Below are 23604 nucleotides of genomic sequence, written 5' to 3'. Positions count from 1 at the left end.
CGGCCCGGTCGGAGTCAGCACGGTCGGGGTCAGCACGGCCGGGGTCAGCACGGCCGGGGTCAGCGCAGCCGGCTGAGGGCGGACGCGGCCCCGCGCGCCACGGGCCCGGGGTGGGTCATCGGCACCATGTGCGCACCGCCCCCGATCTCGACCACCTGTCGGTCCGGCCCGCCGTCGGCGAGGTGGCGCAGCCAGTCGTGGCGGGCCAGCCGGTCGTGGGCGCCGCGCACCAGCACGACGGGGCGCGTGACCGCGGCCAGGGTCGCCGCGAGGTCGTCACGCCGGGCCACGTCCATGGAGGCGCGCATGGAGCGCAGCGTCGTACGCCGGTACTGGCGCACGAGCACCGGCACCTGCCGCGGGTCCTCGTGCGCGGCGGTCCGCACCCACAGCGCGGCCAGCGCCGGCCAGGAGCGGGCGCGCGGGTCCGTGGCCGGACCGACGAGCACCAAGGCGTCCACGAGGTCGGGACGCAGGCGCGCGACGTGGGCGAGGACCTGGCAGCTCGCCGAGTGGCCGAGCAGCGTGGTCGGGCCCGTCAGCGTCGCGCAGAGGTCCACGGCGAGCTCGGCGGGAGCCCGGACGCCCTCCGGCCCGACCGGCAGGCCGTAGCCGGGCAGCAGCCGCACCCGCTCCTCCCCCACGCCCCACTCGGCGAGCACGGGGCGCCACGACTCGACCCCCAGACCGAGGCCGGGTACGGCGATGACCCTCGAGGCGTCCACCACCTCAGTGTGCGGGTGGGTACCGCACGGCCATGCCCCGACGTGTCCGGGCGGCCGTGGCCGCCACCGATTCCTGGATCGACCCCGACGGCTTCCGGTCACCGGCCGGCGAGGTCCATGCCTGGCTGCCGGGCACCAACCAGACGGTGTGCGGCGTACCGATCAAGAAGGCCAGGCTGGGCCGGTTCTCCCACATCGACTGGCTCGACGTGCAGCCCGCGACCGGGCGCGACGCGGACCAGGTGACCTCCGTGTGTCGCAGGTGCCTCGCCGGCACCGGGCACCGCCGCGACGAGAAGCCCTGGACCCGGACCGACCCGCGCCCCTGAGGCGCGAGCCGGTCCGGACCGGTCGGGTCGGTGGGACCGCTCAGCGAGCGGTCCGCTTGGCCTTCAGCTGCAGGCCGGCCACCACGCCCGCGTGGTCGGAGGCCCAGCGCGGCACGGTCTCGGCGATCGGCTTGGCGCCGACCACCCGCGCGAAGCGGGTCTGGACGCCGCGCGTCAGGATCAGGTCGATGCGGGTACGCAGGCTCTTGGTGGGGTTGTCCAGGGCCCCGCTCTGGCAGCAGGTGAAGCCGAGCGCGCTGCCGCGGACAGCCCACGCGTCGTCGAACCAGCGGCGCGTCAGGTCGACGTACGTGCTGGTGGTGGAGACCGTCGGGTCGGCCGGGGAGTTGAAGTCACCCGTCGCGATCACCGGGCGGCCGGCCTTGGCGGGACCGGCGAGGAACTCGGCGGCCTGCGCCTCCTGCACGGCCCCGAAGCGACCGATCTCCAGGTGGGTGTTGAGGAAGCGGAACCGCGAGCCGCGCAGCGTGCCGTCGACGTACACCCAGCCGCGGCCGAAGTCGAGGGTGAGGCCGTCGGTGCCCGGCACCGGGAAGGACTGCTGCTCCGCGTAGCGGCCGGTCACTGCCTTGCCGAGCTCGAGGCCGCGGATGCCCTTGCGGACCAGGATCACGTCGCGGTCCTTCAGCGTCACCGCGCAGTCGAAGCTGCTGGTCGAGGCGACGTTCACGCAGCCGAACTGCGGCGCCACCAGCGGAACCGGGCCGATGGTGGCGTTGTCCACGACCCCGGCGACGCGGTAGGAGAGCCCCTGCTTGCGCAGCGCGGACTGCAGGATCTTCAAGAAGTCGTACGACGGGGGGTTCGCGCCGGCGGCCAGCGGGAGCGTCGTCCAGCGGGTGACCTCCTGCAGGCCGATGAGGTGCGGCTTGGTGCGGGCCACGGTCTTGGCGATCGCGGCGGCACGAACCGGGAACCTGCTGGCCACGGCGCCGCCGTAGATCTGCGCGGCCGCGCCGAGGAACTCCCCGGCCGTGCCCGCGTTGAGCGCCGGGTCGAGCGAGGAGCCCAGGTAGAGGTTCTGGGTCATCACCTTGAGCTTCGGCCCGCTCTTCTTCCCGCCCCGGGCGGCGACCTCCTGGGCCCCCTGGGCCTGGCCGGCCAGCTGCGCTGTCCCCGGGTCCGATCGCTCCGCCGCCGCTGGCCCGCCCGTGGCGAGCATGCCGACCACCAGTGCGGCGGTGGCGGGGAGGGCGAGCAGGCGGTGGGTGAGTCTCATGGATGCGTTTCCGATCGACGGGCGGTCCACGCTGACCGCGGTCAGGTCACTGTGGTCGGCGGCACCGAGAGGCGCATCCCCGTTCGGCGGTATCGGGACGGCGGTCCAGACCGCTCGCCCGGTACGCCGGCTCAGTGGCGGCTGAGCAGCAGGTAGCGCTCGTCGGTGATCGCCCGACCCCACAGCGCAGGGTCCGGCAGCGGCTGCACCGTCGCCTCCCGGCCCGCGCCCCGCACGATCGCGGCGGCCGCCTCCGCCGGGAGGCCGGCGCCCGTCGCCCACCTGCCCTCGACGAGGACCGCGACGCCACCGGGCACGAGCAGGCCCGCCCAGGCGGCGAACGCGGCGGCGGGATCGGGCAGCGCCCAGAGCACGTGGCGGCCGAGCACCACGTCGTACGCCGCGGGCTCGAGCGGTGGGTCGGCGGCGTCGCCGACCGTGAAGCGGGCCTCGGGCACCTTGGCCCGCGCCCGGCGGACCATCTCCGGGGAGAGGTCGAGGCCGTCCACGACGTACCCCTCGTCGGTGAGGAGGCGGGTCAGGGTCCCGGTGCCGCAGCCGAGGTCGACCACCCGCGCCGGGGCCGGCGGCAGCACCCCCAGCAGCAGCGCGCGCCAGGCGGCGCGGACGGCGGGATCCGCGAGCCCGTGGTCCGCCTCGTCGTCGAAGGTCGCGGCCTCGCGGTCCCAGTGCTCGCGGCTCATCCGGCGACCCCAGGGCTCGAGAGGCTCGACCAACAGAACGCCGCTCGGCCGACGACGTGGGACGGCGGGTGGGCTGAGAGGGTGGTGGCATGTCCCGCGTCTCCCTGTCGCGCCTGCCCGGGGACCGGGTGCTGGTGGTCGACGACGGCGCGGAGCGCGTGATCGCGGGGAGCGAGCTGGCGGCCTTCGTCGACGCCCGCGAGGCCGGCTCGCCGCGGTGGGTGTGGGACGACACCGCGCGCTGGTACCCGCCGCTGCTGGCTGCCGGCGTACGTGTCGAGCGCTGCCACGACCTGCGGCTGGCCCACCACCTGCTGCGGCGCGCGCCCGCCGTGGGCGCCGGGCTGCTGGAGGGCGAGCAGTCGGCGCTCTGGGACCGGCTCGGGCCCAGCACCCCCTCGGACCCGGCGCTGTTCGCCGTCGACGACGCCACCGCGTGCCTGCGCGCCGACCTCGAGGACGCCCGGCAGCAGGCGGCCGTGGTCGCCTCGGGCGAGGCGTCCCGGCTGGGCCTGCTGCTCGCGGCGGAGTCGGCCGGTGCCCTGGTCGCCGCCGAGATGACGGACGCCGGGGTGCCGTGGCGCGCCGACGTGCACGAGCGGCTGCTCACCGACCTGCTCGGTCCGCGACCGCCGCGCGGCGCCCGCCCGCGCGGGCTCGAGGAGCTCGCCGCCCAGGTACGGGCCGCGTTCGACGCCCCGGGGCTCAACCCCGACTCCCGCCCCGAGCTGCTGGCCGCGCTGCGCCGGGCCGGGCTGGAGGTCACCGACACCCGGGCGTCCTCGCTGCGCGCGCTGCCCCATCCGGGCATCGCGCCGCTGCTGCGCTACAAGCAGCTGGCCCAGCTCTTCTCCACCAACGGGTGGGCCTGGGTCGACCAGTGGGTCAGCGACGGCCGGTTCCGCCCGTCGTACCAGCCGGCCGGCTCGAGCACCGGGCGCTGGTCGTCCAACGGCGGCGGGGCGCTGTCGTTCCCGGCGCAGGTGCGCGCGGCGGCGATCGCCGACGACGGTTGGGTGCTCGTCGTCGCCGACGTCGCCCAGCTGGAGCCGCGCGTGCTGGCCGGCATGAGCGGGGACCGCGCCCTTGCCCGCTCCGCCCGCGGCACCGACCTCTACCAGGGGATGGTCGAGGACGGCGCGGTCGCCAGCCGCAACGAGGCCAAGCTCGGCCTCCTCGGCGCGATGTACGGCGCCACCAGCGGCGAGAGCGGGCGGATGGTCGCCGGGCTCACCCGGCGCTACCCCGACGCCTTCGGCCTCCTCGAGGCGGCGGCCCGCGCCGGCGAGCGCGGGCAGGTGGTGCGCACGCTGCTGGGGCGCGGCTCGCCGCGCCCGGGCGACGCCGGCGACGCCGGGGACCCCGGCCGCGACCCGGGCGAGTCGCCGGCCGACCCCGACCGCCAGGCCCGCGTACGGCGCGCGTACGGCCGCTTCACCCGCAACTTCGTCGTGCAGGGCACCGGGGCGGAGTGGGCGCTGTGCTGGATCGCGGACCTGCGCAACCGGCTGTGGCGCCTGGGCGGCAGCGGTCCCCTCACCTCGCACCCGCACCTGGTCCTCTTCCTCCACGACGAGGTGGTCGTGCACGCACCGGCCGCCCTCGCCGAGGCCGTCGCCACCGAGGCCCGCGCGGCGGCCGCCACCGCCTCCGCCCTGCTGTTCCGCGACCTGCCCGTCGACTTCCCGCTGAGCGTCTCGACGGTGCGGTCCTACGCCGAGGCCGGCAAGTCGGGCGTGGGCGTCGTCCCGGAGACCTGAGCCAGCCCGGCGCCGTCCGCTCGCCGTCGGACCCGTACTGAACCGCGACACGGCCGTCGCGGTTCAGTACCGTCCCAGCATGGGGTCCGAGGTACGGGTCAGGCAGATCGTCGTGATGGGCGTCTCGGGAGTCGGCAAGACCACCATCGCGAAGGGCATCTCCACGCTCACCGGGTGGACCTTCGCCGAGGGCGACGCGTTCCACCCGGAGGCCAACGTCGCCAAGATGCACGAGGGCCACCCGTTGACCGACGAGGACCGCTGGCCGTGGCTGCGGGCGATCGGGGACTGGATGTCCGCTGAGATCGCTGCCGGCCGCTCGGCCGTGGTCACCTGCTCGGCGCTGCGCCGCTCCTACCGCGACCTGCTGCGCGAGGGACGCCCCGAGGTGGAGTTCTGCCACCTCGCGGCGCAGGAGGACCTCGTCGGTGACCGCCTCAGCCACCGCGGCGGCCACTTCATGCCGCCCTCCCTGCTCCCGAGCCAGTACGCCGCCCTCGAGCCGCTGGAGCCCGACGAGCCCGGCGTCACGGTCTCGGTCGAGGGATCCGTGCCCGACGTGCTCGCCCGGGCCGTCGAGTCGCTGCACCTCCCCGCACCCCGAACGGAGTAGCCATGGAGCTCACCGATGCCGGCAACACCCAGCTCGTCATCGCCGCCCTGCTGGGCATCGCCGCCGTGGTGGTGCTCATCGTGTGGGCCAAGATCCATCCGTTCCTCGCGCTGATCCTCGGCGCGGCCGTGATGGGCACCGCCGCCGAGGTGGCGCCGCTCGACATCGTCGACAGCTTCACGGTCGGGTTCGGCGACACCGTGGGGTCGGTCGGGCTGCTCATCGCGCTCGGCGCCATGGTGGGCAAGATCCTGAGCGACTCCGGCGGCAGCGACACGATCGTCGACACCATCATCGGTCGGGTCGGCAAGGCCGGCCTGCCCTGGGCGATGGCGCTGATCGCGGCCATCCTCGGCCTGCCGCTGTTCTTCGAGGTCGGCGTGGTGCTGCTCGTCCCCGTGGTCATCCTGGTCGCCCGCAAGATGGACATCCCGATCATGCGCGTCGGGATCCCCGCCCTCGCCGGCCTGTCCGTGCTGCACGGGCTGATGCCTCCGCACCCGGGACCGCTGGTCGCCATCGACAACCTCGGCGCCGACCTGGGCCTCACCCTGCTGTTCGGGCTGATCGTCGCGTTCCCGACCCTGGTCATCTGCGGCCCGCTGCTCGCGCGGTTCGTGGAGCAGTGGGTCCCCACCCACGCGACCACCCTCGCGCTCGCTCCCACCGGTGGCACCGGCACGGGCGCCGAGGACGCCGGCCCCGCCTCGGGGCGCGCAGGCGCGGGCGTCGAGGACGAGGCCCGCACCCCGCTCGCCGAGGGCGTGACCCGGCGCCCCGGCTTCGCGGCCGCGGTCGTGTGCATCACCCTGCCGGTGGTGCTGATGCTCGCGCGGGCGATCGCGGAGCTGACCATCGACGACGACGACAGCCGCGTGCTGCAGACACTGGTCTTCATCGGCACCCCGGCCGTGGCGCTGCTCGCCGCTGTCCTCGTCTCGATGTGGTTCCTCGGCTTCCGCACCGGCATGAACCGCACCCAGGTCGAGCGGTCCCTCGGCTCCGGGCTGCCGGGGATCGCCTCGATCCTGCTGATCGTGGCGGCCGGCGGCGGCTTCAAGGCGATGCTCGTCGACGCCGGCGTCGGCGACGTGATCGGCGACTGGGCCCAGGGCTCGGGGATCTCCCCGCTCCTGCTCGGCTGGCTGGTCGCCGTCGGCGTGCGCCTGGCCACCGGGTCCGCGACCGTCGCGACCATCACCGCCAGCGGGATCGTCAGCGGCGTCGCGGCGAGCCTGGACTCCCCCGAGCTGGCGCTGCTCGTGCTCGCGATCGGCTGCGGCTCGGTCTTCTTCAGCCACGTCAACGACGCGGGCTTCTGGCTGGTGAAGGAGTACTTCGGGCTGACCATCGGCCAGACGCTGAAGTCCTGGTCGGTGATGGAGACCGCGATCTCCGTGGTCGGCCTGGTGTTCGTGCTGCTGCTGGGCCTGGTCGTCTAGGCGGGCCCGACGGTGAACGCCCCGACGCCGAGCTCGGGGCGCGCGAGGCCGAGCGCCAGGCCCCGCCACCCGTGGCGCGCCGCCGTCGCTCGGGTCAGCACCTGCGCGACCGTGCGCCACGCCTCCTCGTCGTACGCCGGGATGGGGAGGGCGACGCTGGCGGCGAGGTCACGCCCGTGCACGAGCATCTCCACGAGCCGGGTGTCGAGGTAGTCGCCCAGCCGCATCGCGGTGCCGGCGAGCACGCTGACCGGCCGGTCGAGGTCGAGCTCCTCGGCCGCGAACCAGTCGGCGGCGCCGCGGACCTCGGTCACCAGCGTGTCGTGGCCCGCGGCGACACGGGCCTCCCCGCGCTCGCGCACGGCCTGGTGGAAGTCGCTGCTGCGCGGGTCGTGCTCACCGAGGACCGCGCGGTAGTAGCCCACCGCGTCGACGAGCCGGGCGTCCACGGCCGGCGCGTCGGCAGCGAGGTAGGTGCGCACCGTCTCGAGCGCGCGTGCCAGGTGGGCGGCCAGACCGCCCACCCGGTAGCCCGGGAGCACCGAGTCCTCGCCCCAGCCCCGGGCTACGGCCGGGTCCGCGATCAGCTCCGCGGTCCTCCCCGCGGCGGCCACCGCGAGGTGCTCGGGCCGCCCGGTGGGTGCCGTGTCGGTCGAATGTGTGGTCCCCATCCGGTCATGGTGCCCCCGCGCCGCCCCCGTGCGCACGCAGTCCACGATCCGCGAAGTCGACGAGCCAGGTGAAGCTGTCGTCCAGGTCGGTGGGCATCTGGAACCCCCCGGCGGCCTCGAGCACCGCGAAGCCGTGGAGCAGGCTGCGCAGCGTCCGCAGCGCGTGGACCGTGTCGGCCGGCTCGATCTCGTAGCCGACCAGGACCGCCGACAGCGCGTCCAGGACCCGCGCACCGGCGGCGACGAGCGGGTCGTCGGGTCCCCCGTCGGGGTCGACGCGGACGGTGGCGGAGTAGCGGCCCTGGTGGGCGACGACGTACTCCCGCAGGGTGCGCGCTGCCGCGGTCAGGGCGTCCTTGCCGGCTCTGCCCGCCAGTGCGTCGCGCAGGGCGTCGCCGAGCTCGGTGAGGGCGAGCACGGCGACCCGCCGGGTCACGTCGGCCTGTCCGCTGACGTGCTTGTAGAGCGACGGCGCGCGTACGCCGAGCCGCTCGGCGAGCAGCCCCATCGTGACGTTCGCGAGCCCCACCTCGTCGGCGAGCGCGGCCGCGCCGGCCGCCACCAGCTCCGCGTCCAGCCCGGCCCTAGGCACGGGCGTTGGCCTCGAGGAAGCCCAGCACCAGCGCGGCCGTCTCGTCGGGGAACTGGGTGTGCGGGTAGTGCCCGGCACCCTCGACCACCGCGAGCGTCGCGATCCCGGCCGGCATCGCCGCCACGACCGCCTCCCCCTCGGCGCGCGGGTCGGCCCAGTCCGGGTCGAGCGAGCCCTCCACCACGAGTGCGGGGCACCGGACCTCGCCCAGCCGGGCACCGGCGTCGACCGGGGCCGATCGAGCCATCGCCTGCAGCGCCCGCATCCGGCCGCGGTCCCCCAGCTCGGCCTCCATCCGCCGCAGCTGGGCGGACCAGTCCGCGGGCCGGCGTCCCGGGTAGGCGACCTCGAGGTAGCGCTGCCACCAGGTGGTGCTGCCCAGCACGGCGGTCATCAGCAGCCGGAGCATGGCGGTGCGGTGGTTCCGCGCGCGCAGGTCCCGCGGACGGAGCGACTGCCTGCGGGTGAAGGGCGCCAGCTCGACGATGCCGCGCACCAGGTCGGGCGCCTGCGCGGCCGCGATGGTCACCGACCCGCCCGAGAACGAGTGCCCGACCAGCACGGCGGGGCCACCCAGGTGGCGCACCAGCGCGAGCAGGTCGCCCGCGACGTCGGTGCGCGTGTACGACGGCCAGCCGGTGCTCGACTCCCCGCACCCGCGCAGGTCCGTCACCGCGACGCGGTGGCCGGCCGCGATGAGCTGCGGCGCGAGGAACCGGTACGCCGCGCGACTGTCCCCCATCCCGTGGGCGAGGACGACCAGCGGCCCAGCGCCCTCGACCTCGTAGGCGATCCGGCCGCTCTCCCGGGCGAGGTGCTGGGTCATGATTCCCCCACGTGGCTAATACTCATAGCCAAAAGGCTAACAGCATTAGCCCCTGGTGTCACCCCGCCCCCGCACCCACCGCGGTCCGAGCGGAGGACCGCGCCTCGGACCTGATCGCCCGAGCCTTGTCGAGCGAGACCACGAGGCTGATGACCACCGCGACGCCGAGGATCCGCAGCCAGGTCTCCCAGTCCAGCGGGGCGGTCTGGAACAGGGTGTTCATCGCCGGCACGTAGGTCAGCGCCGCCTGCCCGATCGCCTGCACCGTGACGCCGACCAGCAACCACCGGTTGGTGAACAGGCCGACGCGCCACGACGGGCCGGTCAGCGAGCGGCAGATGAACAGGTAGAAGGCCTCGACGGTCACGAACAGGTTCACCGCCGCGGTGCGGCTCACGTCGAGGGACGCCCCGGCGCCGCGCTCGTACTGGAAGACCCACCACGAGCCCACGACCAACAGCACCGAGACCAGCACGGTGCGCAGCACCATCGTGCGGGTGAGCAACGGTTGGCGCGGGTCCCGGGGCTGGCGGTCCATGATGCCCGCCTCCTTCGGTTCCCAGGCGAGCATCAGGCCGAGCGCGACGGCGGTGGTCATGTTGATCCACAGGATCTGGGTCGGGAGGATCGGCAGGGCCGCGCCGAGCAGGATCGCGACCAGGATGACCAGGCCCTCCCCCAGGTTCGTCGGCAACGTCCAGACGATGAACTTGGTGAGGTTGTCGTAGACGCCGCGGCCCTCCTCGACGGCCGCCTCGATGGTCGCGAAGTCGTCGTCGAGCAGCACCATGTCGGCGGCGTCCTTCGCCGCCTCGGTGCCGCCGCGCCCCATGGCGATCCCGATGTCGGCCTGCTTGAGCGCCGGCGCGTCGTTGACCCCGTCCCCCGTCATCGCCACCACGTGGTGGCGCGACTGGAGCGCGCCGACCAGCCGCAGCTTCTGGTCCGGGCTCACCCGCGCGAACACCGAGGTCCGCTCCACGGCGTCCGGCAGCTCCTCGTCGGTGACCCGCTCGAGCTCCGCGCCCGCCAGGACCCCCTCCGGGGCGCCGTTGCCGAGGATCCCGATCTGGCGGGCGATCGAGGCGGCCGTCGTGGCGTGGTCGCCGGTGATCATCTTGACCTGGAGCCCCGCGTTGCGACACGTCGCCACCGCCCTCCGCGCGGTGTCGCGCGGCGGGTCCATCATCGCCTGGAGACCGGCGAGGACCAGGCCGTGGCCGCGGCCGGCGGCGAGCTCGTCCAGCGCATCGGGCGCGGGGTCCCGGGCGACGGCGGTCGCCAGCACCCGCATCCCGTCCGCGGCCAGCCGCTCGGCCGCCTCGTGCACCGCGTCCGCGTCGAGGGGCAGGCTCGAGCCGTCGGCGCCGAGCTGCCCGGTGCACCGGGCCGACACCCGCTCGACCGCGCCCTTGACCAGCAGCACCTGCCCGCCGCTCCCGGGATCGGTGTGCAGCGTCGCCATGTACTGCCGCTCCGAGGTGAACGGCACCTCGCCGACACGGGGCAGCGTGTGGGTGCCGACGCCGTAGCGTCGGGCGACGCGCAGCATCGCGGTCTCGGTGGGGTCCCCGATGTCGCCGCCGTCGTCGTCCAGCCGCGACTCGTTGCAGTTGGCGCCGATCACCAGCGTCCAGCGCAGCGCCTCGTCGAGGAGCACCTCCGGCTGCGGCCCGCCCGGGCTCACGGCGTCCGCGCCCTCGACGGGGACCTCCTGGGTGAAGGTCCACAAGGTGCGCACCGTCATCCGGTTCTGCGTCAGGGTGCCGGTCTTGTCCGAGCAGATGACGGTGGCCCCACCGAGGGTCTCGACGGCGGGCAGGCGACGGATCACGGCGTGCTGCCGCGCCATCCGGGAGACACCGATCGCGAGAGTGATGGCCACCGCCGCGGGCAGCCCCTCAGGGATCGCGCCCACCGCGAGGGCGACGACGGCGACGAACATGTCGGCCGCCGGCTCCCCGCGCAGCACGCCGACGACGAAGGTCACCAGCGCCAGGGCGAGGATGACGACGGTGAGCCAGGTGCTGAACGACGCCAGCTTGCGGGTCAGCGGCGTGGCCATCGTGTCCGCGCTGCCGACCAGTCGGTGGATCTCGCCCAGCTGGGTGCCGGCGCCGGTGGCGACCACGATCCCGGCGCCGGTGCCGTTGGTGACCAGCGTGCCGGAGTAGAGCATGTTGCGCCGGTCCGAGACCGGGGTCTCCGGCGCCAGCACCATGTCGGCCTTGTCGACCGGCAGCGACTCCCCGGTGAGGGCGGACTCGTCCGCGCGCAGCTCGGTGCTCCGCACCAGCCGCAGGTCGGCCGGGACCTTGTCGCCGGCCTCGACGAGGACCAGGTCCCCGGTCACGAGGTCCTCCGAGGGCACCGTCCGGATCGAGCCGTCGCGGATCACCCGCGCCTCGGTGGTCACCATCGAGCGCAGGGCGTCCAGGGCCGACTCCGCCTTGGACTCCTGGATGAAGCCCAGGATCGCGTTGACCACCACGACGCCCGCGATCACCGAGGCGTCGACGTACTCCCGGAGCACGAAGGTGACGATCCCGGCCGCGATCAGGACGTAGACGAGCGGGCTGTTCAGCTGGCGCAGGAAGCGCCGGACCGGTCCGGCCGTGCGCGGGCGCGGCAGCTGGTTGGGCCCGTCGGCGGCCAGCCGGCGGGCCGCCTCCTGCCCGTCCAGTCCCGCGTCGGCATCGGTGTGCAGGAGCGCGAGGACCTCGGGGACCGCCAGATCGTGAGGGGTCCGTCCGCGTACGTCGGCTGTGTCCGCGTCCATCATCCGAGTCGACCGCCCCCGGCGCATCCGTCACAGGGCCGATGGTCCCCTGTCGGGCGGGTCCCGCCCGGCGCGGTCGACGACCCCGGCCCCTTCCGGACGCCCGACGCCTTCGAGGCACGCTCACGGTCCCGTGCGGCCCGCGGCCCGCGTGCGGCAGCGCGACGTGGAGGACCCGGCGACGGTGGGACGTTGGTCCTCCCGGTTCTCGGCACCAAGCCCTGCCGCGTCCCGGTTCCCCCGCGAGACGGTGGGTGCTCCGGCGAGCGAGGTGGTAGCCAGTCGTGTCCCCCCAGACCCGGGCGTCGAGCGTGGTGATCGGCGTCCCGATGCGTGACCTCGACCCTGCCCTGCGCTTCGCCGTGCGGGAGGCAGAGGTCCTCGGGTGCCGCCTGCGCATCGTCGGGCACGAAGGCCCCGACCGCGGGTCGCGGAGCGGAGCGCACCCGCCCATGGAGCGCGCCCTGCGCACCGCGCGGGCGCTGGCCGGCCCGTCGACCGCCGTCAGCGGCGAGCTGCACCCGGCCCCGACGCTGGAGTCCGCGCTCCGTGCCCAGGCCGACGCCCGGGTCGTGGTGGCCCAGCGCAGCGACCTCGGAGCGCTTCTCGAGGGCGTGGGACGCATCGACGCCTCCGCCGGCGTACCCGCCGTGGCCTGCGTCCCGCCCGGCTGGCACACCACGACCGTCCCGGGGCCGCCGATCACCGTTGCCGTCGACGATCCCGGGACCTCGCGGCACCTGCTCGGCGTGGCTCTCAATGTCGCGGCCGCCCACCGGCTCCCGCTGCGCGTCGTGCACGCCTGGGGCCTGGAGCAGCCCCCCGGCGGGCACCGGCCCTCCGAGGCGGCGCTGAGCCGGTGGTCGCACCGCATCGTCGAGGAGCTCGGCGCCCTGCGCGAGCGCGCCGACGTCTTCGTGAACCTCGAGGTCCACGTGGCCTCGCCGGTGCAGGCCCTGGTGGGCCACTCCCACGAGTCCTCGGCGCTGCTGATCGGCGCACGCCGGGCGGTGTACCGCACCGCACCCGGGCTCGGCCTGGTCACCCGCGGCCTGCTCCACCAGACCGCCTGTCCGGTGCTCGTGGTCCCGGACACGCCGACGTCCGCGCTGCACCCGGGCGCCGTGAACGGGAATCCGCTGGGCGGACATCCCTGAGCGCTGCCCAGCACGCGCCCCGAGATCAGTCCATCTCGTCGCCGGGCGACGGCACCCACCACAGCAGGCTGGTGCCGCGGTTGCGCTGGGAGGTGATCGTCAGCGTGCCGCCGCGCCGCTCGGCGCGCAGCCGGACGTTGGCCAGGCCGCTCTCCTCCACCCCCTCGGGCATCCCCAGCCCGTCATCGCTGACGCGCACCGTGACGCCGTCGCCGACACTGACCTCCACGGCGCAGACCGCCGAGTGCGCGTGGCGCACGGCATTGGACAGAGCCTCGGTGAGAACCGCGAGGACATCGGGGAGAAGATCGTCGGAGGCGAGCATCTTCACCGGCCCGCGGAATTCGAGCGTGGGGTGGAACTTCATCATTCTCGCCGCCCGTTCCACGACCTCCACGACGACCGCGCGCGGATCTCCGGAATCCGGTTTTGAGCGCAATCCGAAGATCGTGCGGCGAATATCGCGAATCGTCACGTCGATGTCCTCGATGGTGGCGTCCAGACGACGTCCCATCTCCTCGGCGTCCCCGAGGCCGGCCGTGCCCTGGAGCTCCAGGCCGATCGCGAACAGCCGCTGGATCACCAGGTCGTGCAGGTCCCGGGCGATCCGGTCGCGGTCCTCGAGCACCGCCAGGCGCTGCTGGTCGCGTCGCGCCCGGGCCACGTGGAGGGCGAGCGCCGCCTGCTCGGCCAGAAGGGTCGGCAGGCTCGGGTCCTGGGAGACGTCCGTGGGGTCCACGTCGCTCCACCAGGCCAGCCCCACCACACCCTCGACGCCGATCGCGCTGCGCAGCGGGACCACCATCCCCGGCCCGGCCCGCTCGCCGGCGAGCACCCTGGCGACATCCACGGCACGCGGGTGGTCGGAGAGCGCGCGGACCGTGAGCGAGCGACCCGAGACGGCCACGCAGCGCTCGAGGGAGCGCTCGAAGGACAGCCCCGCCATCACGTCGGGGTCCGCCGGCAGGCCGGAGACCGCCTGGAGCCGCAGCGCGGCCGGGTCCGGGGCGGCCACGACCCAAGCGATGTCCGCGCCGGCGAGCTCGCGGGTGCGGTCGGCCACGATCTGGAGCGCGGTGTCGTCCGCCTCCGGGCGGAGCAGCGCCGTCGTCAGGTCGGCGGCGGCGGCCAGCCAGCGCTCGCGCCGCTGCGCCTCCTCGCGCAGCCGAGCGTTGTCGATCGCCACCTCCGCGGCGGCGGCGAGCGCCAGCAGGATCTGCTCGTCGTGCACGGTGAAGTCCGAGCCGTCCAGCTTCTCGGACAGCACGATGGTGCCGGCCTCCCGCTCCCCCAGCCGCACGGGTACGCCGAGGCGGGTACGCCGTGCCGGCTCCGGCGCCGCGGGGTCGTCGTCCTCGGGGTCCCCGGGGTTCCCAGTGCTCTCGGGGCTCTCGGGGCTCTCGGGGCTCTCCGGGTCCTCGGGCCTTCCCGGCCCCCGGGGCTCGTCCAGGCCGTCGAGGGGCCCCGCGAGGCCGGCGGCCTCCGTATGGGTCAGGCCGTGGGCGACCAGGGCGCGGCGGCGTCCCCTGGTGCCCGGCTCGTCGACGACCAGCACGGCGTGACGGGCGCGGGCCATGTCCGCGGCCGCCTCGAGGATGTTCGCCAGGAGGTCCTCCAACGACAGCTCGGCCGCCATCGTCACGACCACGTCGAGGAGCAGGTGCCATCGGTCCGGCTCGGCATTCACGTCGCCCAGCTGCTGGGCGGCTATCCGCATCAGCTCCTCGAAGGAAATGTCCTCATGAGGTGAGGACGGCTCTTCCTCCGCGAGCTCTCCCGAGATATCTCGCATTGCGCTCCTATGCGACAAACGTCCCCACGCGACCCGCCCGGTCGAGTTTTGGGACCGTAGCAGTCGTGGTGTTCTCCAACCAGGGTTTGCAGCGCGACTACACCGCACGCGGGTCGGGCGTCGCGGAGCGCGGTGCCCGCCGCGGCCCAGCCCTCACGGACGGGCCGGAGCGGCGCACCATCAGCGCCTCGCGATCACCGCGGCGCGGTGCTCTGACGTGCCGCGATGATCGCGGCCTGCGTCCGGGACTCCACGCCGAGCTTGCCCAGCATCGTGGAGACGTAGTTCTTGGTCGTCTTCTCCGCCAGCCCCAGACGGGCGGCGATCTGGCGGTTGGTGAACCCCTGGCCCACCAGCTCCAGGACCTGGTGCTCCTTCGGCGTGAGGTGCTTGGTCACGGGGTCCTCCGGAGGGCCGTTGCGCAACCGGGTCAGCACCTGGGCGGTGACCGCGGGGTCGAGCATCGACTGCCCGTCGGCCACCCGGCGTACGGTGTCGACGAAGTCGACCGACTTCACCTGCTTGAGGACGTACCCGGCGGCGCCCGCCATGATCGCGGCGAACAGTGCCTCGTCCTCGTCGTAGGACGTCAGCATCAGTGCGGCGATCCCGGGGTCGACCGAGCGGATCTGGCGGCAGACCTCCACGCCGGTGCCGTCGGGGAGCCGCACGTCGAGGATGGCGATGTCGGGCCGCAGGGCCGGGATCCGGCGCGCGGCCTCGGCGGCCCACCCGGACTCGCCCACCACCTCGATGTCGCCCTCGCGTTCGAGCAGCCCACGTATCCCGTGTCTGACCAGCTCATGGTCATCAAGGAGGAAGACCGTCACCGGGGGGCGCGGTCCTTGCTCGGGCTCTGCGGAGGACTCCCACATGGGCTGAACGTACGACGGCGACGACGACGGCGGCCCCTGTCCAGGGCCATGCTGGCCCGGGACTTTAGTCCCTAGTTTCGGTGATGACGATCACCCGCCGCCATCGGTGCGACGCAGCGACCGGCCACGGCGCTCGCACGGTCCTCCGGGCGAGCAGGATCCGCCCGCCAGGTGCACCGGGTCGGTCCCGATCGGGCGGGGCCGTTCGTCTCTATGCGGCGCAGCGCCTGCGAACACACGCTGGGACACCTGACCTCGAGACCGGGCCCCGCCCGGTCAGGACATGCGGAGGGAGATGAGTGTGGACGCCACCAGCCACCGCGTCGACATCACCGACCTGGCGGAGCGCCTGATCGCCGAGTTCCAGGGCGTCCTCGCTCCGGGCCTGATCCGCCGCATCGTCTACCAGGCCGACCACCTGGTGCTGAGGTGCGCGGGGACCACCCGCAACCCGGTCGTCCTGTGCGAGACGATCGCCCGCAGCCTGCTCGACGAGCGGGCTGCGGGCGAGGCGCGCGGCGGTGTCGGGGACATCGCGTCCGCGTGAGGCGGTCCTCTCAGGAGAGCGCCGACCCGACCGCGATCAGCACCAGGCAGAGCACGAACAAGATGATCACCAGCGGCAGCACGAAGCGGACGTAGTGGTCGTAGCGCACCTTCGCCAGGGCGAGACCACCCATCACCACCGCGGACGTCGGGGTGATCAGGTTCACCAGGCCCGAGGCCGACTGGTACGCCGTCACGACCATCGACCGCTGGACGCCGGCGAAGTCCGCCAGCGGGGCCAGGATCGGCATCGCCAGGGCGGCGTGCCCCGAGGACGACGGCACCAGGAACGCGAGCGGGATGTTGACCATGAACATCAGCCCGCCGAAGAGCCAGGACGAGCTGTCCCCGACGACCTGCTCCATCGCGTTCAGGATCGTGCCGGTGATCTCGGAGTTGTTCATGATCACGGTGACGCCGCGGGCCAGCACGATGACCAGGCCGACCCCGATGAAGTCCCCGGCTCCGGAGACCACCGTGTCGGTCACGCCCTTCTCCCCCATGCCGCCGATCAGCCCGACCACGATCGACATTGCCACGAACAGCGCGGCGAGCTCGGGGAAGTACCAGTCCAGCTGCCAGGAGTAGCTCTCGGCCTCGGGGCCGTTGATCACCTGCGCCCACGGCACGATCGAGAAGATCATGAACACGAAGGTGACCCCGACGATGGTGAGGACCAGCTTGTCGCGCCCGCGGAGCGGGCCGACGTCGCGGGTGCCCTGGGCGACCAGCTCGTCGTCCCCCTCGGCCGTGCCGACCATCGAGTGGGCGGGATCGGCCTTCACCTTCCGGGCGTAGCGCAGCACCCACCAGATCCCCACCGGCACCAGCAGGACGTACATGAGCAGGCGGAACCCGATGCCGTCGCCAATGGAGATGTCGGCGCCCCCGGAGGCGACGCCGGTGGCGAACGGGTTGACCGTCGAGGTCAGCACCCCCACGCCGGCGCCGACCATGATGACGCCGACGACGACCATCCGGTCGTAGCCGAGTGCCAGGATCAGCGGGATGAGCAGCGCATAGAAACCGAGCGTCTCCTCGGCCATGCCCTCCGTGGTGCCACCGATGGAGAACAGGATCATCAGCACGATGATCAGCACCGAGCTGCGGGTGCGCATCCGGACGGCGATCCGCGCGACGCCGTTCTCGATGGCGCCGGTGCGCATGCACATGGTGATGAAGACGCCGATGGCGATGACGAAGAAGAAGACCCCCGCCGCGCCGTACAGCTCACCGGTCTCGTAGGGACCGACGAAGCCGTCGGCGTTCATGATGCCGTACAGGCCGTTGACCGGGGCCAGGAAGAGCTGGGCGAACCGGCCGCCGAGCGTGAGCGGGTCGCTGGTCTCCTCGTAGCTGCCGGGGATCGGGCGACCGGTGTCCGGGTCGTTCTGGTAGCTGCCGGTGGGCACCACGAAGGCCAGCAGCCAGACCAGCAGGGTGACCGCGGCGAGCACCGTCAGGGCGCTCGGGAAATGGAAGGTCCTGGGCTCGGAGCTGGCTGATGCGCCTGATGCGTCCGCGTTCCCACGGCTTCGACGGCGGCGGTTGGAAACCATGTGCCTGCCTCTCTGCTCGGCAATGGAGCCTGCTCAACGAACCATTCGGCGCTGGTGCGTGAGACCTGCCGATCGTCATTGCGGCAGTGGGACCTTGGACCCTCATGGTCGCTGCGACGGAGGCGTTGTGTGGGGAGCCACACCAAGCAGAAGGAGGGGCCATGGCGCTCCAGGTCAATTCCGAAGTCGGCCTTCTCAAGCGGGTGATCCTGCATCGCCCGGGGCTGGAGCTGAAGCGGCTGACACCGAGCAACAAGGACGAGTTCCTCTTCGACGACGTCTTGTGGGTCAAGAGGGCCCAGATGGAGCACGACGCGTTCGCGAGCACGCTGCGCGACCTCGACATCAACGTGCACCTGCTCGGCGACCTGCTCTCAGAGACGCTCGCGATCCCCGAGGCACGCAAGCACGTGCTCGAGCACACCCTGGACGAGCGCATCTACGGCCCCCTGGCCATCGACTCGATCTACGGCCACCTGAACTCGATGTCCGACAAGGACCTGGCCGAGATCCTGATCGGCGGCCTGACCAAGGCCGAGTTGGTGGACCACGTCGACGAGCCCGCGTCCGTGGTGATCCAGGCCCTCGAGCCCTACGACTTCCTCCTCCCGCCGCTGCCCAACCACCTCTTCACCCGTGACACCTCGGCGTGGGTGTACGACGGGGTGTCGATCAACGCGATGCGCAAGCGCGCCCGCATGCGCGAGACGATCCACTACGACGCGATCTACCGCTGGCACCCGTTCTTCGCCGACCAGGACTTCAAGGCCTGGGGCGAGGGCACCGCGGCCGGCGCGGCCACCACCGAGGGCGGCGACATCCTCGTGATCGGCCGGGGCGTGGTCCTGGTCGGGATGAGCGAGCGCACGACGCCGCAGGGCGTCGAGCGACTGGCCCGCAAGCTGTTCCAGGAGGGCAGCGCCGAGACGATCGTGGCACTGTCGATGCCGATGAGCCGCGCGTTCATGCACCTCGACACCGTCATGACGATGGTCAACGAGGAGACCTTCACCAAGTACGCCGGTCTCGGGATGCTGCCGTCCTACACGATCAAGCGCGGCGACAAGGCCGGCGAGCTGAAGGTCACCTCCCACCCGCCGGAGGACATGCACAAGACGATCGCGCACTCGCTCGGGCTCAAGGACATCCGGGTCCTCACCCCCGTCCAGGACGTCCACGCCGCCGAGCGCGAGCAGTGGGACGACGGCTGCAACGTGCTCGCCGTGCGCCCGGGTGTCGTCGTCGCCTATGAGCGCGCCGTCACCACCAACACCTACCTGCGCAAGAAGGGGGTCGAGGTCATCACCATCGCCGGAAACGAGCTGGGGCGTGGCCGCGGCGGCCCGCGGTGCATGAGCTGCCCGCTCGAGCGCGAAGGGATCTGATCTCCATGGCCTTCAACCTGCGTCACCGCAGCTTCCTCAAGGAGCTCGACTTCACCACCAAGGAGTGGACGTTCCTCCTGGACCTCGCCGCCGACCTGAAGGAGGCGAAGTACGCCGGGACCGAGCAGCCCCGGCTGACCGGGAAGAACATCGCGCTGATCTTCGAGAAGACCTCGACGCGCACCCGGTGCTCCTTCGAGGTCGCCGCCTTCGACCAGGGCGCCCGGGTCACCTACCTCGACCCGTCCGGCTCCCAGATCGGCCACAAGGAGTCGATGGAGGACACCGCCCGGGTGCTCGGCCGGTTCTACGACGGCATCGAGTACCGCGGGTCGCGCCAGGAGAACGTCGAGACGCTCGCGGCGTACTCCGGCGTACCGGTCTGGAACGGGCTGACCGACGAGTGGCACCCCACCCAGATGCTCTGCGACATGCTCACCATGCGCGAGCACTGCGCCAAGCAGGACCGCGACATCACGTTCGCCTACCTCGGCGACGCCCGCAACAACATGGGCAACTCGCTGCTGGTCACCGGCGCGATGATGGGCATGGACGTGCGGGTCGTGGCCCCCAAGGCGCTGTGGAACACCCAGGAGGTCGTCGACGCCGCCAAGGCGCGGGCCCAGGAGACCGGGGCGCGGATCACCCAGACCGAGGACGTCCGCGCCGGGGTCGAGGGAGCCGACTTCATCTACACCGACGTGTGGGTGTCGATGGGCGAGCCCCCGGAGGTGTGGGACGAGCGCATCGGCCTCCTGCGCGACTACCAGGTCACCGCCCAGGTCATGGAGGCGACCGGCAACCCGCAGGCGAAGTTCCTGCACTGCCTGCCGGCCTTCCACGACCGCCACACCAAGGTCGGCGAGGACATCTACCAGCGCACCGGCATGGAGGCCCTCGAGGTCACCGACGAGGTCTTCGAGTCGAGCAGCTCGATCGTCTTCGACCAGGCCGAGAACCGGATGCACACGATCAAGGCCGTGCTCGTGGCCACCCTGGGAGGCTGACATGCGCATCGTCGCCGCCCTGGGCGGGAACGCGCTGCTGCAGCGCGGCCAGCGACCGGACGCCGACGTGCAGGAGGCAAACGTCCGCCGGGCGATCGCCGCCCTGGCGCCGCTCGCCGACGAGCACGAGCTGGTGATCACGCACGGCAACGGCCCGCAGGTCGGCGTCCTGGCGCTGCAGAGCGCCTCCGACCCGCGCCTCACCTCGCCGTACCCGTTCGACGTGCTGGGCGCCCAGACCCAGGGGATGATCGGCTACTGGCTCCTGCAGGCCCTGCAGAACGAGATCCCGCGGCAGCCGGTCGCGGCGATCATCAACCAGACGCTGGTCGAGGCCAACGACCCCGCCTTCGAGAACCCCACCAAGTTCGTCGGTGAGACCTACGACGAGCAGACGGCGCGCAAGCTCGCCGCGGAGCGGGGCTGGCAGATCCGTCAGGACGGCGACTCCTGGCGCCGGGTCGTGGGGTCGCCCCGTCCCCAGCGCATCGTGGAGACGCGGCTGATCCGGCTGCTCCTCGAGAGCGGAGCGATCGTCATCTGCGCGGGCGGCGGTGGAGTGCCGGTGGTGCGCGACGAGGTCGGCGAGCTGTGCGGTGTCGAGGCCGTGGTGGACAAGGACCTCGCCAGCTCCGTGCTGGCGGAGGCCCTGGACGCGGATGCGCTGATGGTGCTCACCGACGTCCCGGCGGTGATGAAGGACTTCGGCACGCCCGACCAGGCGCCGATCCACCGCGAGACGCCGCCCGGGCTGCGCGCGGTGACGTACGCCGCGGGCTCGATGGGCCCCAAGGTCGAGGCGGCATGCCGCTTCGTCGAGGTCACCGGCGGCATGGCGGCGATCGGGAGCCTCGACGAGGCCTCCGCGATCCTCGACGGCAAGTCGGGAACGATCGTCACGACGACCGGGCGCTATCGCGGTCAGTGACCGCCGGACCCGGGGGCCCTCCCCCCGGGCCTCCGGGTCCGGTGACCCACCGGTCGCGCCGACCCAGGGGACGCCATGACCGACCATGTCGACGAGGCCGGCCTCACCGGCGCCGAGGCCGCGCAGCTGCTCTCCCAGCACGGCCCCAACCAGCTCCCGCCGGCACCGCGGGAGCCGGCCTGGCGCAAGCTCGCGGCCCAGCTGACCCACCTGCTGGCCCTGCTGCTCTGGATCGCCGCGGGGCTCGCGGTGCTCGCCGGGATGCCCGAGATCGCCGTGGCGGTCGTCGCGATCATCGTGCTGAACGCCGCCTTCGCGTTCTGGCAGGAACACCGCGCCGACCGCTCCGCCGAGCAGCTCCAGGCCCTGGTCCCGTCCCGGACCCGGGTGGTGCGCGACGGCCGGGTCACCGACGTCGAGGTCGCCGACCTGGTGCCCGGCGACCTCGTGCTGCTCGCCGCCGGCGACCGCGTCGGCGCCGACGCGGAGGTGGTCGAGGGCCGCAGCCTGGCCCTCGACGAGTCGGTGCTCACCGGTGAGAGCACCGCGGTCCCCCACGCGTCCGGGGAGCAGGTCATGTGCGGCACCTACGTCGTGCAGGTCGAGGGCAGCGCCCGGGTCACCGCCACCGGCGCCGACACCACCCTCGCCGGCATCTCCCGGCTCGCCGGCGGCGCCACCCGCCCGCCGAGCCCGATGACCACCCAGCTCAACTAGGTGGTGCGGGTGATCGCCGTCATCGCGACCGCCACCGGGCTCGGCCTCGGCGCCGCCTCGCTCGGGCTGGGGCTCGGGGCCACCGAGGCGTTCCTCTTCGGGGTCGGGGTCTCGGTCGCCCTCGTGCCGGAGGGCATCCTCCCCACCGTCACCCTCTCGCTGGCGCGCGGTGCCCAGCTGATGGCCGGGCACCAGGCGCTGGTGCGCCGCCTCGACGCCGTGGAGACGCTGGGCGCCACGACGTTCATCTGCACCGACAAGACCGGCACGCTCACCCAGAACCGGATGAACGTCGTCGAGGTGATCACGCCGTCGGGCCGGGCGACCGTGCACGGCAGCGGCTACGAGCCCCGGGCCGAGATCTCCGGGGACGACGACGCGCAGCGTGCCGCGGGGACGGCGGCGCTGCACGCGCTGCGCTGCGTCACCGGACGGGTCCACGAGGTCGACGGGACGTGGACCGCCTCGGGCGACCCGATGGAGGCGGCGCTGCACGCCCTCGCGCTGCGTACCGGGGTGGACACCGGCGACCCCGGCGACCGCTGCGCCTACACCGCCGAGCGCCGGCGCAGCTCGGCGCTGACCGACGGCGTGGTCTCCGTGCTGGGTGCCCCCGAGTCGGTCCTGGCGGTCTGCTCGGCCACGCCCGAACGTGTCTCGGCGGACCTGGCCCGGCTCGCCGACGCCGGTCTGCGCGTCCTGGCCGTCGCGGTCGGGCACTGGGACCGCGCCGCCGACCCCGCGATGGAGCAGGACCTGACCCTCGTCGGCCTGCTGGCGCTCCAGGACCCGCCGCGCGACGACGTGGCCGACGCGCTGTCCACCTGCCGACGCGCCGGCATCCGGGTCGCCATGATCACCGGCGACCACCCCCGCACCGGGGCCGCGATCGGTCGGCAGATCGGCCTGCTCGGCCCGGACGGCGTGGTGGTGGACGGCAGCGACCTGCCCCCGGACGACGAGGCGCTGGCCGCCGTCGTGGACCGGCCGGACGGGGTGGTGGTCGCCCGCGCGGCGCCCGCCGACAAGCTGCGCATCGCGCGGGCCCTCCAGGGGCGCGGGCACGTGGTCGCGATGACCGGCGACGGCGTCAACGACGCCCCCGCGCTGCGCGAGGCCGACGTCGGCGTCGCCATGGGCGCCAGCGGCAGCGACGTGGCCCGGGAGGCCGCGGACATGGTGCTCCTCGACGACCACTTCGCGACGATCGTGACCGCCATCGAGCTGGGACGCGCGACCTTCCTCAACGTCCGGCGCTTCCTGACCTACCACCTCAGCGACAACGTCGCCGAGCTCACGCCGTTCGCGGCCTGGGCGCTCACCGGGGGCGAGCTCCCGCTGGCGATCGGGGTGCTCCAGGTGCTGGCCCTGGACATCGGCACCGACATGCTGCCCGCCCTGGCCCTCGGCGCCGAGCCGGCCCGGCGCGAGGTGATGGCCGGACCTGCGCGCCGGCGCATCGTCGACCGGGCCGTGGTGCTGCGTGCCTTCCTCGTGCTCGGCGCCACCGAGGCGGTCCTCGCCCTGGTCGCGTTCACCCTCGTGCTGCGCGCCGGCGGCTGGAGCTGGGGAGACGTGCCCTCCGGCGCGCTGCTTGCCACCGCGTCGGGCACCGCGTTCGCCGCGATCTCCCTGGGCCAGATGGCCAACGCCTTCGCCTGTCGCAGCGCGCTGCACCCGGTGTGGCGGATGAACCCGCTGGGCAACCGGCTGCTGCTCGCGGCCGTCGCCGCCGAGGTGGTGCTGCTCCTGGTCTTCCTCGGCGTGCCCTGGATGCGCGACCTGCTCGGAGGCGGCTGGCCCTCGACCTTCGGCTGGGCGCTCGCCGCGCTCGCCGTACCCGGCGTGCTGCTGGCCGACGGCGCGTCCAAGGCGCTGGTCCGCCGCCGGTCGTGGCAGCCCGACCCGGCCCCGGCCGAGCCGGTGCGGCCGGCCGCGGGCCAGGCGGGGTGACCGA

21 protein-coding genes are annotated in these 23604 nt (G+C 73.4%); 11 read left to right on the top strand and 10 right to left on the bottom strand.

Features of this window, described 5'->3' with window-relative positions; translation table 11 throughout:
* Positions 1-59: 59 nt before the first annotated feature.
* Positions 60-725 (bottom strand): alpha/beta fold hydrolase, encoded by a 666-nt coding sequence (locus HOQ23_RS07310; protein ID WP_172213327.1) that lies wholly within the window; start codon positions 723-725, stop codon positions 60-62.
* Between the two features lie 32 nt (positions 726-757).
* Here HOQ23_RS07310 and HOQ23_RS07305 point away from each other — a divergent pair, with 32 nt between their 5' ends.
* On the top strand, positions 758-1054 hold the full coding sequence (locus HOQ23_RS07305) for a hypothetical protein (RefSeq protein WP_172213325.1): 297 nt from the start codon (positions 758-760) through the stop codon (positions 1052-1054).
* A 40-nt stretch (positions 1055-1094) separates the two neighbouring features.
* On the opposite strand, the gene HOQ23_RS07300 is transcribed toward HOQ23_RS07305, so the two are convergent.
* A complete protein-coding gene (locus HOQ23_RS07300) occupies positions 1095-2294 on the bottom strand; it encodes an endonuclease/exonuclease/phosphatase family protein (protein ID WP_172213323.1) in 1200 nt (399 codons plus the stop codon).
* Positions 2295-2425: 131 nt separating this feature from the next.
* The gene (locus tag HOQ23_RS07295; protein WP_172213321.1) at positions 2426-2998 is read right to left on the bottom strand and encodes a class I SAM-dependent methyltransferase; all 573 of its coding nucleotides are present in this window, start codon (positions 2996-2998) and stop codon (positions 2426-2428) included.
* 89 nt (positions 2999-3087) lie between these two features.
* Between HOQ23_RS07295 and HOQ23_RS07290 the strand changes: the two genes are divergently transcribed.
* The 3 genes from HOQ23_RS07290 (at position 3088) to HOQ23_RS07280 (ending at position 6813) form a co-directional block, all read left to right on the top strand.
* The gene (locus tag HOQ23_RS07290) at positions 3088-4758 is read left to right on the top strand and encodes a bifunctional 3'-5' exonuclease/DNA polymerase (protein WP_172213319.1); all 1671 of its coding nucleotides are present in this window, start codon (positions 3088-3090) and stop codon (positions 4756-4758) included.
* Between the two features lie 79 nt (positions 4759-4837).
* The gene (locus tag HOQ23_RS07285; RefSeq protein WP_216653885.1) at positions 4838-5371 is read left to right on the top strand and encodes a gluconokinase; all 534 of its coding nucleotides are present in this window, start codon (positions 4838-4840) and stop codon (positions 5369-5371) included.
* Between the two features lie 2 nt (positions 5372-5373).
* Positions 5374-6813 carry a GntP family permease gene (locus HOQ23_RS07280; protein WP_172213317.1) on the top strand — a complete coding sequence of 480 codons (1440 nt, stop codon included), beginning with the start codon at positions 5374-5376 and terminating at the stop codon, positions 6811-6813.
* On the opposite strand, the gene HOQ23_RS07275 is transcribed toward HOQ23_RS07280, so the two are convergent.
* The 4 genes from HOQ23_RS07275 to HOQ23_RS07260 are packed head-to-tail and all read right to left on the bottom strand — an operon-like array spanning position 6810 to position 11681.
* Positions 6810-7484 carry a maleylpyruvate isomerase N-terminal domain-containing protein gene (locus HOQ23_RS07275; RefSeq protein ID WP_172213315.1) on the bottom strand — a complete coding sequence of 225 codons (675 nt, stop codon included), beginning with the start codon at positions 7482-7484 and terminating at the stop codon, positions 6810-6812. The two genes, HOQ23_RS07280 and HOQ23_RS07275, sit on opposite strands and share 4 nt — an antisense overlap.
* Before the next feature lie 4 nt (positions 7485-7488).
* A complete protein-coding gene (locus tag HOQ23_RS07270) occupies positions 7489-8076 on the bottom strand; it encodes a TetR-like C-terminal domain-containing protein (protein ID WP_216653883.1) in 588 nt (195 codons plus the stop codon).
* The gene (locus HOQ23_RS07265) at positions 8069-8902 is read right to left on the bottom strand and encodes an alpha/beta fold hydrolase (RefSeq protein WP_172213313.1); all 834 of its coding nucleotides are present in this window, start codon (positions 8900-8902) and stop codon (positions 8069-8071) included. The genes HOQ23_RS07270 and HOQ23_RS07265 overlap by 8 nt, the downstream gene beginning before the upstream one ends.
* 58 nt (positions 8903-8960) lie before the next feature.
* The gene (locus tag HOQ23_RS07260; RefSeq protein WP_172213311.1) at positions 8961-11681 is read right to left on the bottom strand and encodes an HAD-IC family P-type ATPase; all 2721 of its coding nucleotides are present in this window, start codon (positions 11679-11681) and stop codon (positions 8961-8963) included.
* 284 nt (positions 11682-11965) lie between these two features.
* On the opposite strand from HOQ23_RS07260, the gene HOQ23_RS07255 reads away from it, so the two are divergent.
* Positions 11966-12838: a universal stress protein gene (locus HOQ23_RS07255; RefSeq protein WP_172213309.1), complete on the top strand. Its 873-nt coding sequence runs from the start codon at positions 11966-11968 to the stop codon at positions 12836-12838.
* Positions 12839-12863: 25 nt separating this feature from the next.
* Here HOQ23_RS07255 and HOQ23_RS07250 read toward each other — a convergent pair whose 3' ends face one another.
* Together HOQ23_RS07250 and HOQ23_RS07245 are read right to left on the bottom strand one after the other, a co-directional pair.
* The gene (locus HOQ23_RS07250) at positions 12864-14630 is read right to left on the bottom strand and encodes a sensor histidine kinase (protein WP_172213307.1); all 1767 of its coding nucleotides are present in this window, start codon (positions 14628-14630) and stop codon (positions 12864-12866) included.
* A gap of 194 nt (positions 14631-14824) precedes the next feature.
* Complete coding sequence (locus HOQ23_RS07245; protein ID WP_172213305.1) at positions 14825-15505, bottom strand: response regulator transcription factor; 681 nt, start codon at positions 15503-15505, stop codon at positions 14825-14827.
* 295 nt (positions 15506-15800) lie between these two features.
* Here HOQ23_RS07245 and HOQ23_RS07240 point away from each other — a divergent pair, with 295 nt between their 5' ends.
* Positions 15801-16052 carry a hypothetical protein gene (locus HOQ23_RS07240; RefSeq protein WP_172213303.1) on the top strand — a complete coding sequence of 84 codons (252 nt, stop codon included), beginning with the start codon at positions 15801-15803 and terminating at the stop codon, positions 16050-16052.
* A 10-nt stretch (positions 16053-16062) separates the two neighbouring features.
* Here the strand turns inward: HOQ23_RS07240 and HOQ23_RS07235 are convergent, their stop codons facing one another.
* On the bottom strand, positions 16063-17610 hold the full coding sequence (locus tag HOQ23_RS07235; RefSeq protein ID WP_172213301.1) for a YfcC family protein: 1548 nt from the start codon (positions 17608-17610) through the stop codon (positions 16063-16065).
* A 161-nt stretch (positions 17611-17771) separates the two neighbouring features.
* Between HOQ23_RS07235 and HOQ23_RS07230 the strand changes: the two genes are divergently transcribed.
* The 5 genes from HOQ23_RS07230 to HOQ23_RS07215 all read left to right on the top strand — a co-directional run bounded on the left by HOQ23_RS07230 (position 17772) and on the right by HOQ23_RS07215 (position 23600).
* Complete coding sequence (locus tag HOQ23_RS07230; RefSeq protein WP_172213299.1) at positions 17772-18995, top strand: arginine deiminase; 1224 nt, start codon at positions 17772-17774, stop codon at positions 18993-18995.
* Between the two features lie 5 nt (positions 18996-19000).
* A complete protein-coding gene (argF, locus tag HOQ23_RS07225; RefSeq protein ID WP_172213297.1) occupies positions 19001-20002 on the top strand; it encodes an ornithine carbamoyltransferase in 1002 nt (333 codons plus the stop codon).
* Between the two features lies 1 nt (position 20003).
* Positions 20004-20930, top strand: a complete 927-nt coding sequence (gene arcC / locus HOQ23_RS07220; RefSeq protein WP_172213295.1) for a carbamate kinase — start codon at positions 20004-20006, stop codon at positions 20928-20930.
* 75 nt (positions 20931-21005) lie between these two features.
* Positions 21006-21647 carry a cation-transporting P-type ATPase gene (locus tag HOQ23_RS20515; RefSeq protein WP_216653873.1) on the top strand — a complete coding sequence of 214 codons (642 nt, stop codon included), beginning with the start codon at positions 21006-21008 and terminating at the stop codon, positions 21645-21647.
* A 9-nt stretch (positions 21648-21656) separates the two neighbouring features.
* Positions 21657-23600, top strand: coding sequence for a cation-transporting P-type ATPase (locus HOQ23_RS07215; RefSeq protein ID WP_216653871.1), 1944 nt, complete (start codon positions 21657-21659; stop codon positions 23598-23600).
* The last annotated feature ends 4 nt before the right edge of the window (positions 23601-23604 follow it).

This window comes from Nocardioides sp. zg-DK7169 (genome assembly GCF_013155365.1).
Classification (GTDB): Bacteria; Actinomycetota; Actinomycetes; order Propionibacteriales; family Nocardioidaceae; genus Nocardioides.
Note: the sequence above shows the minus strand (reverse complement) of the source record. Positions and strands in the feature narration are given on the sequence as shown.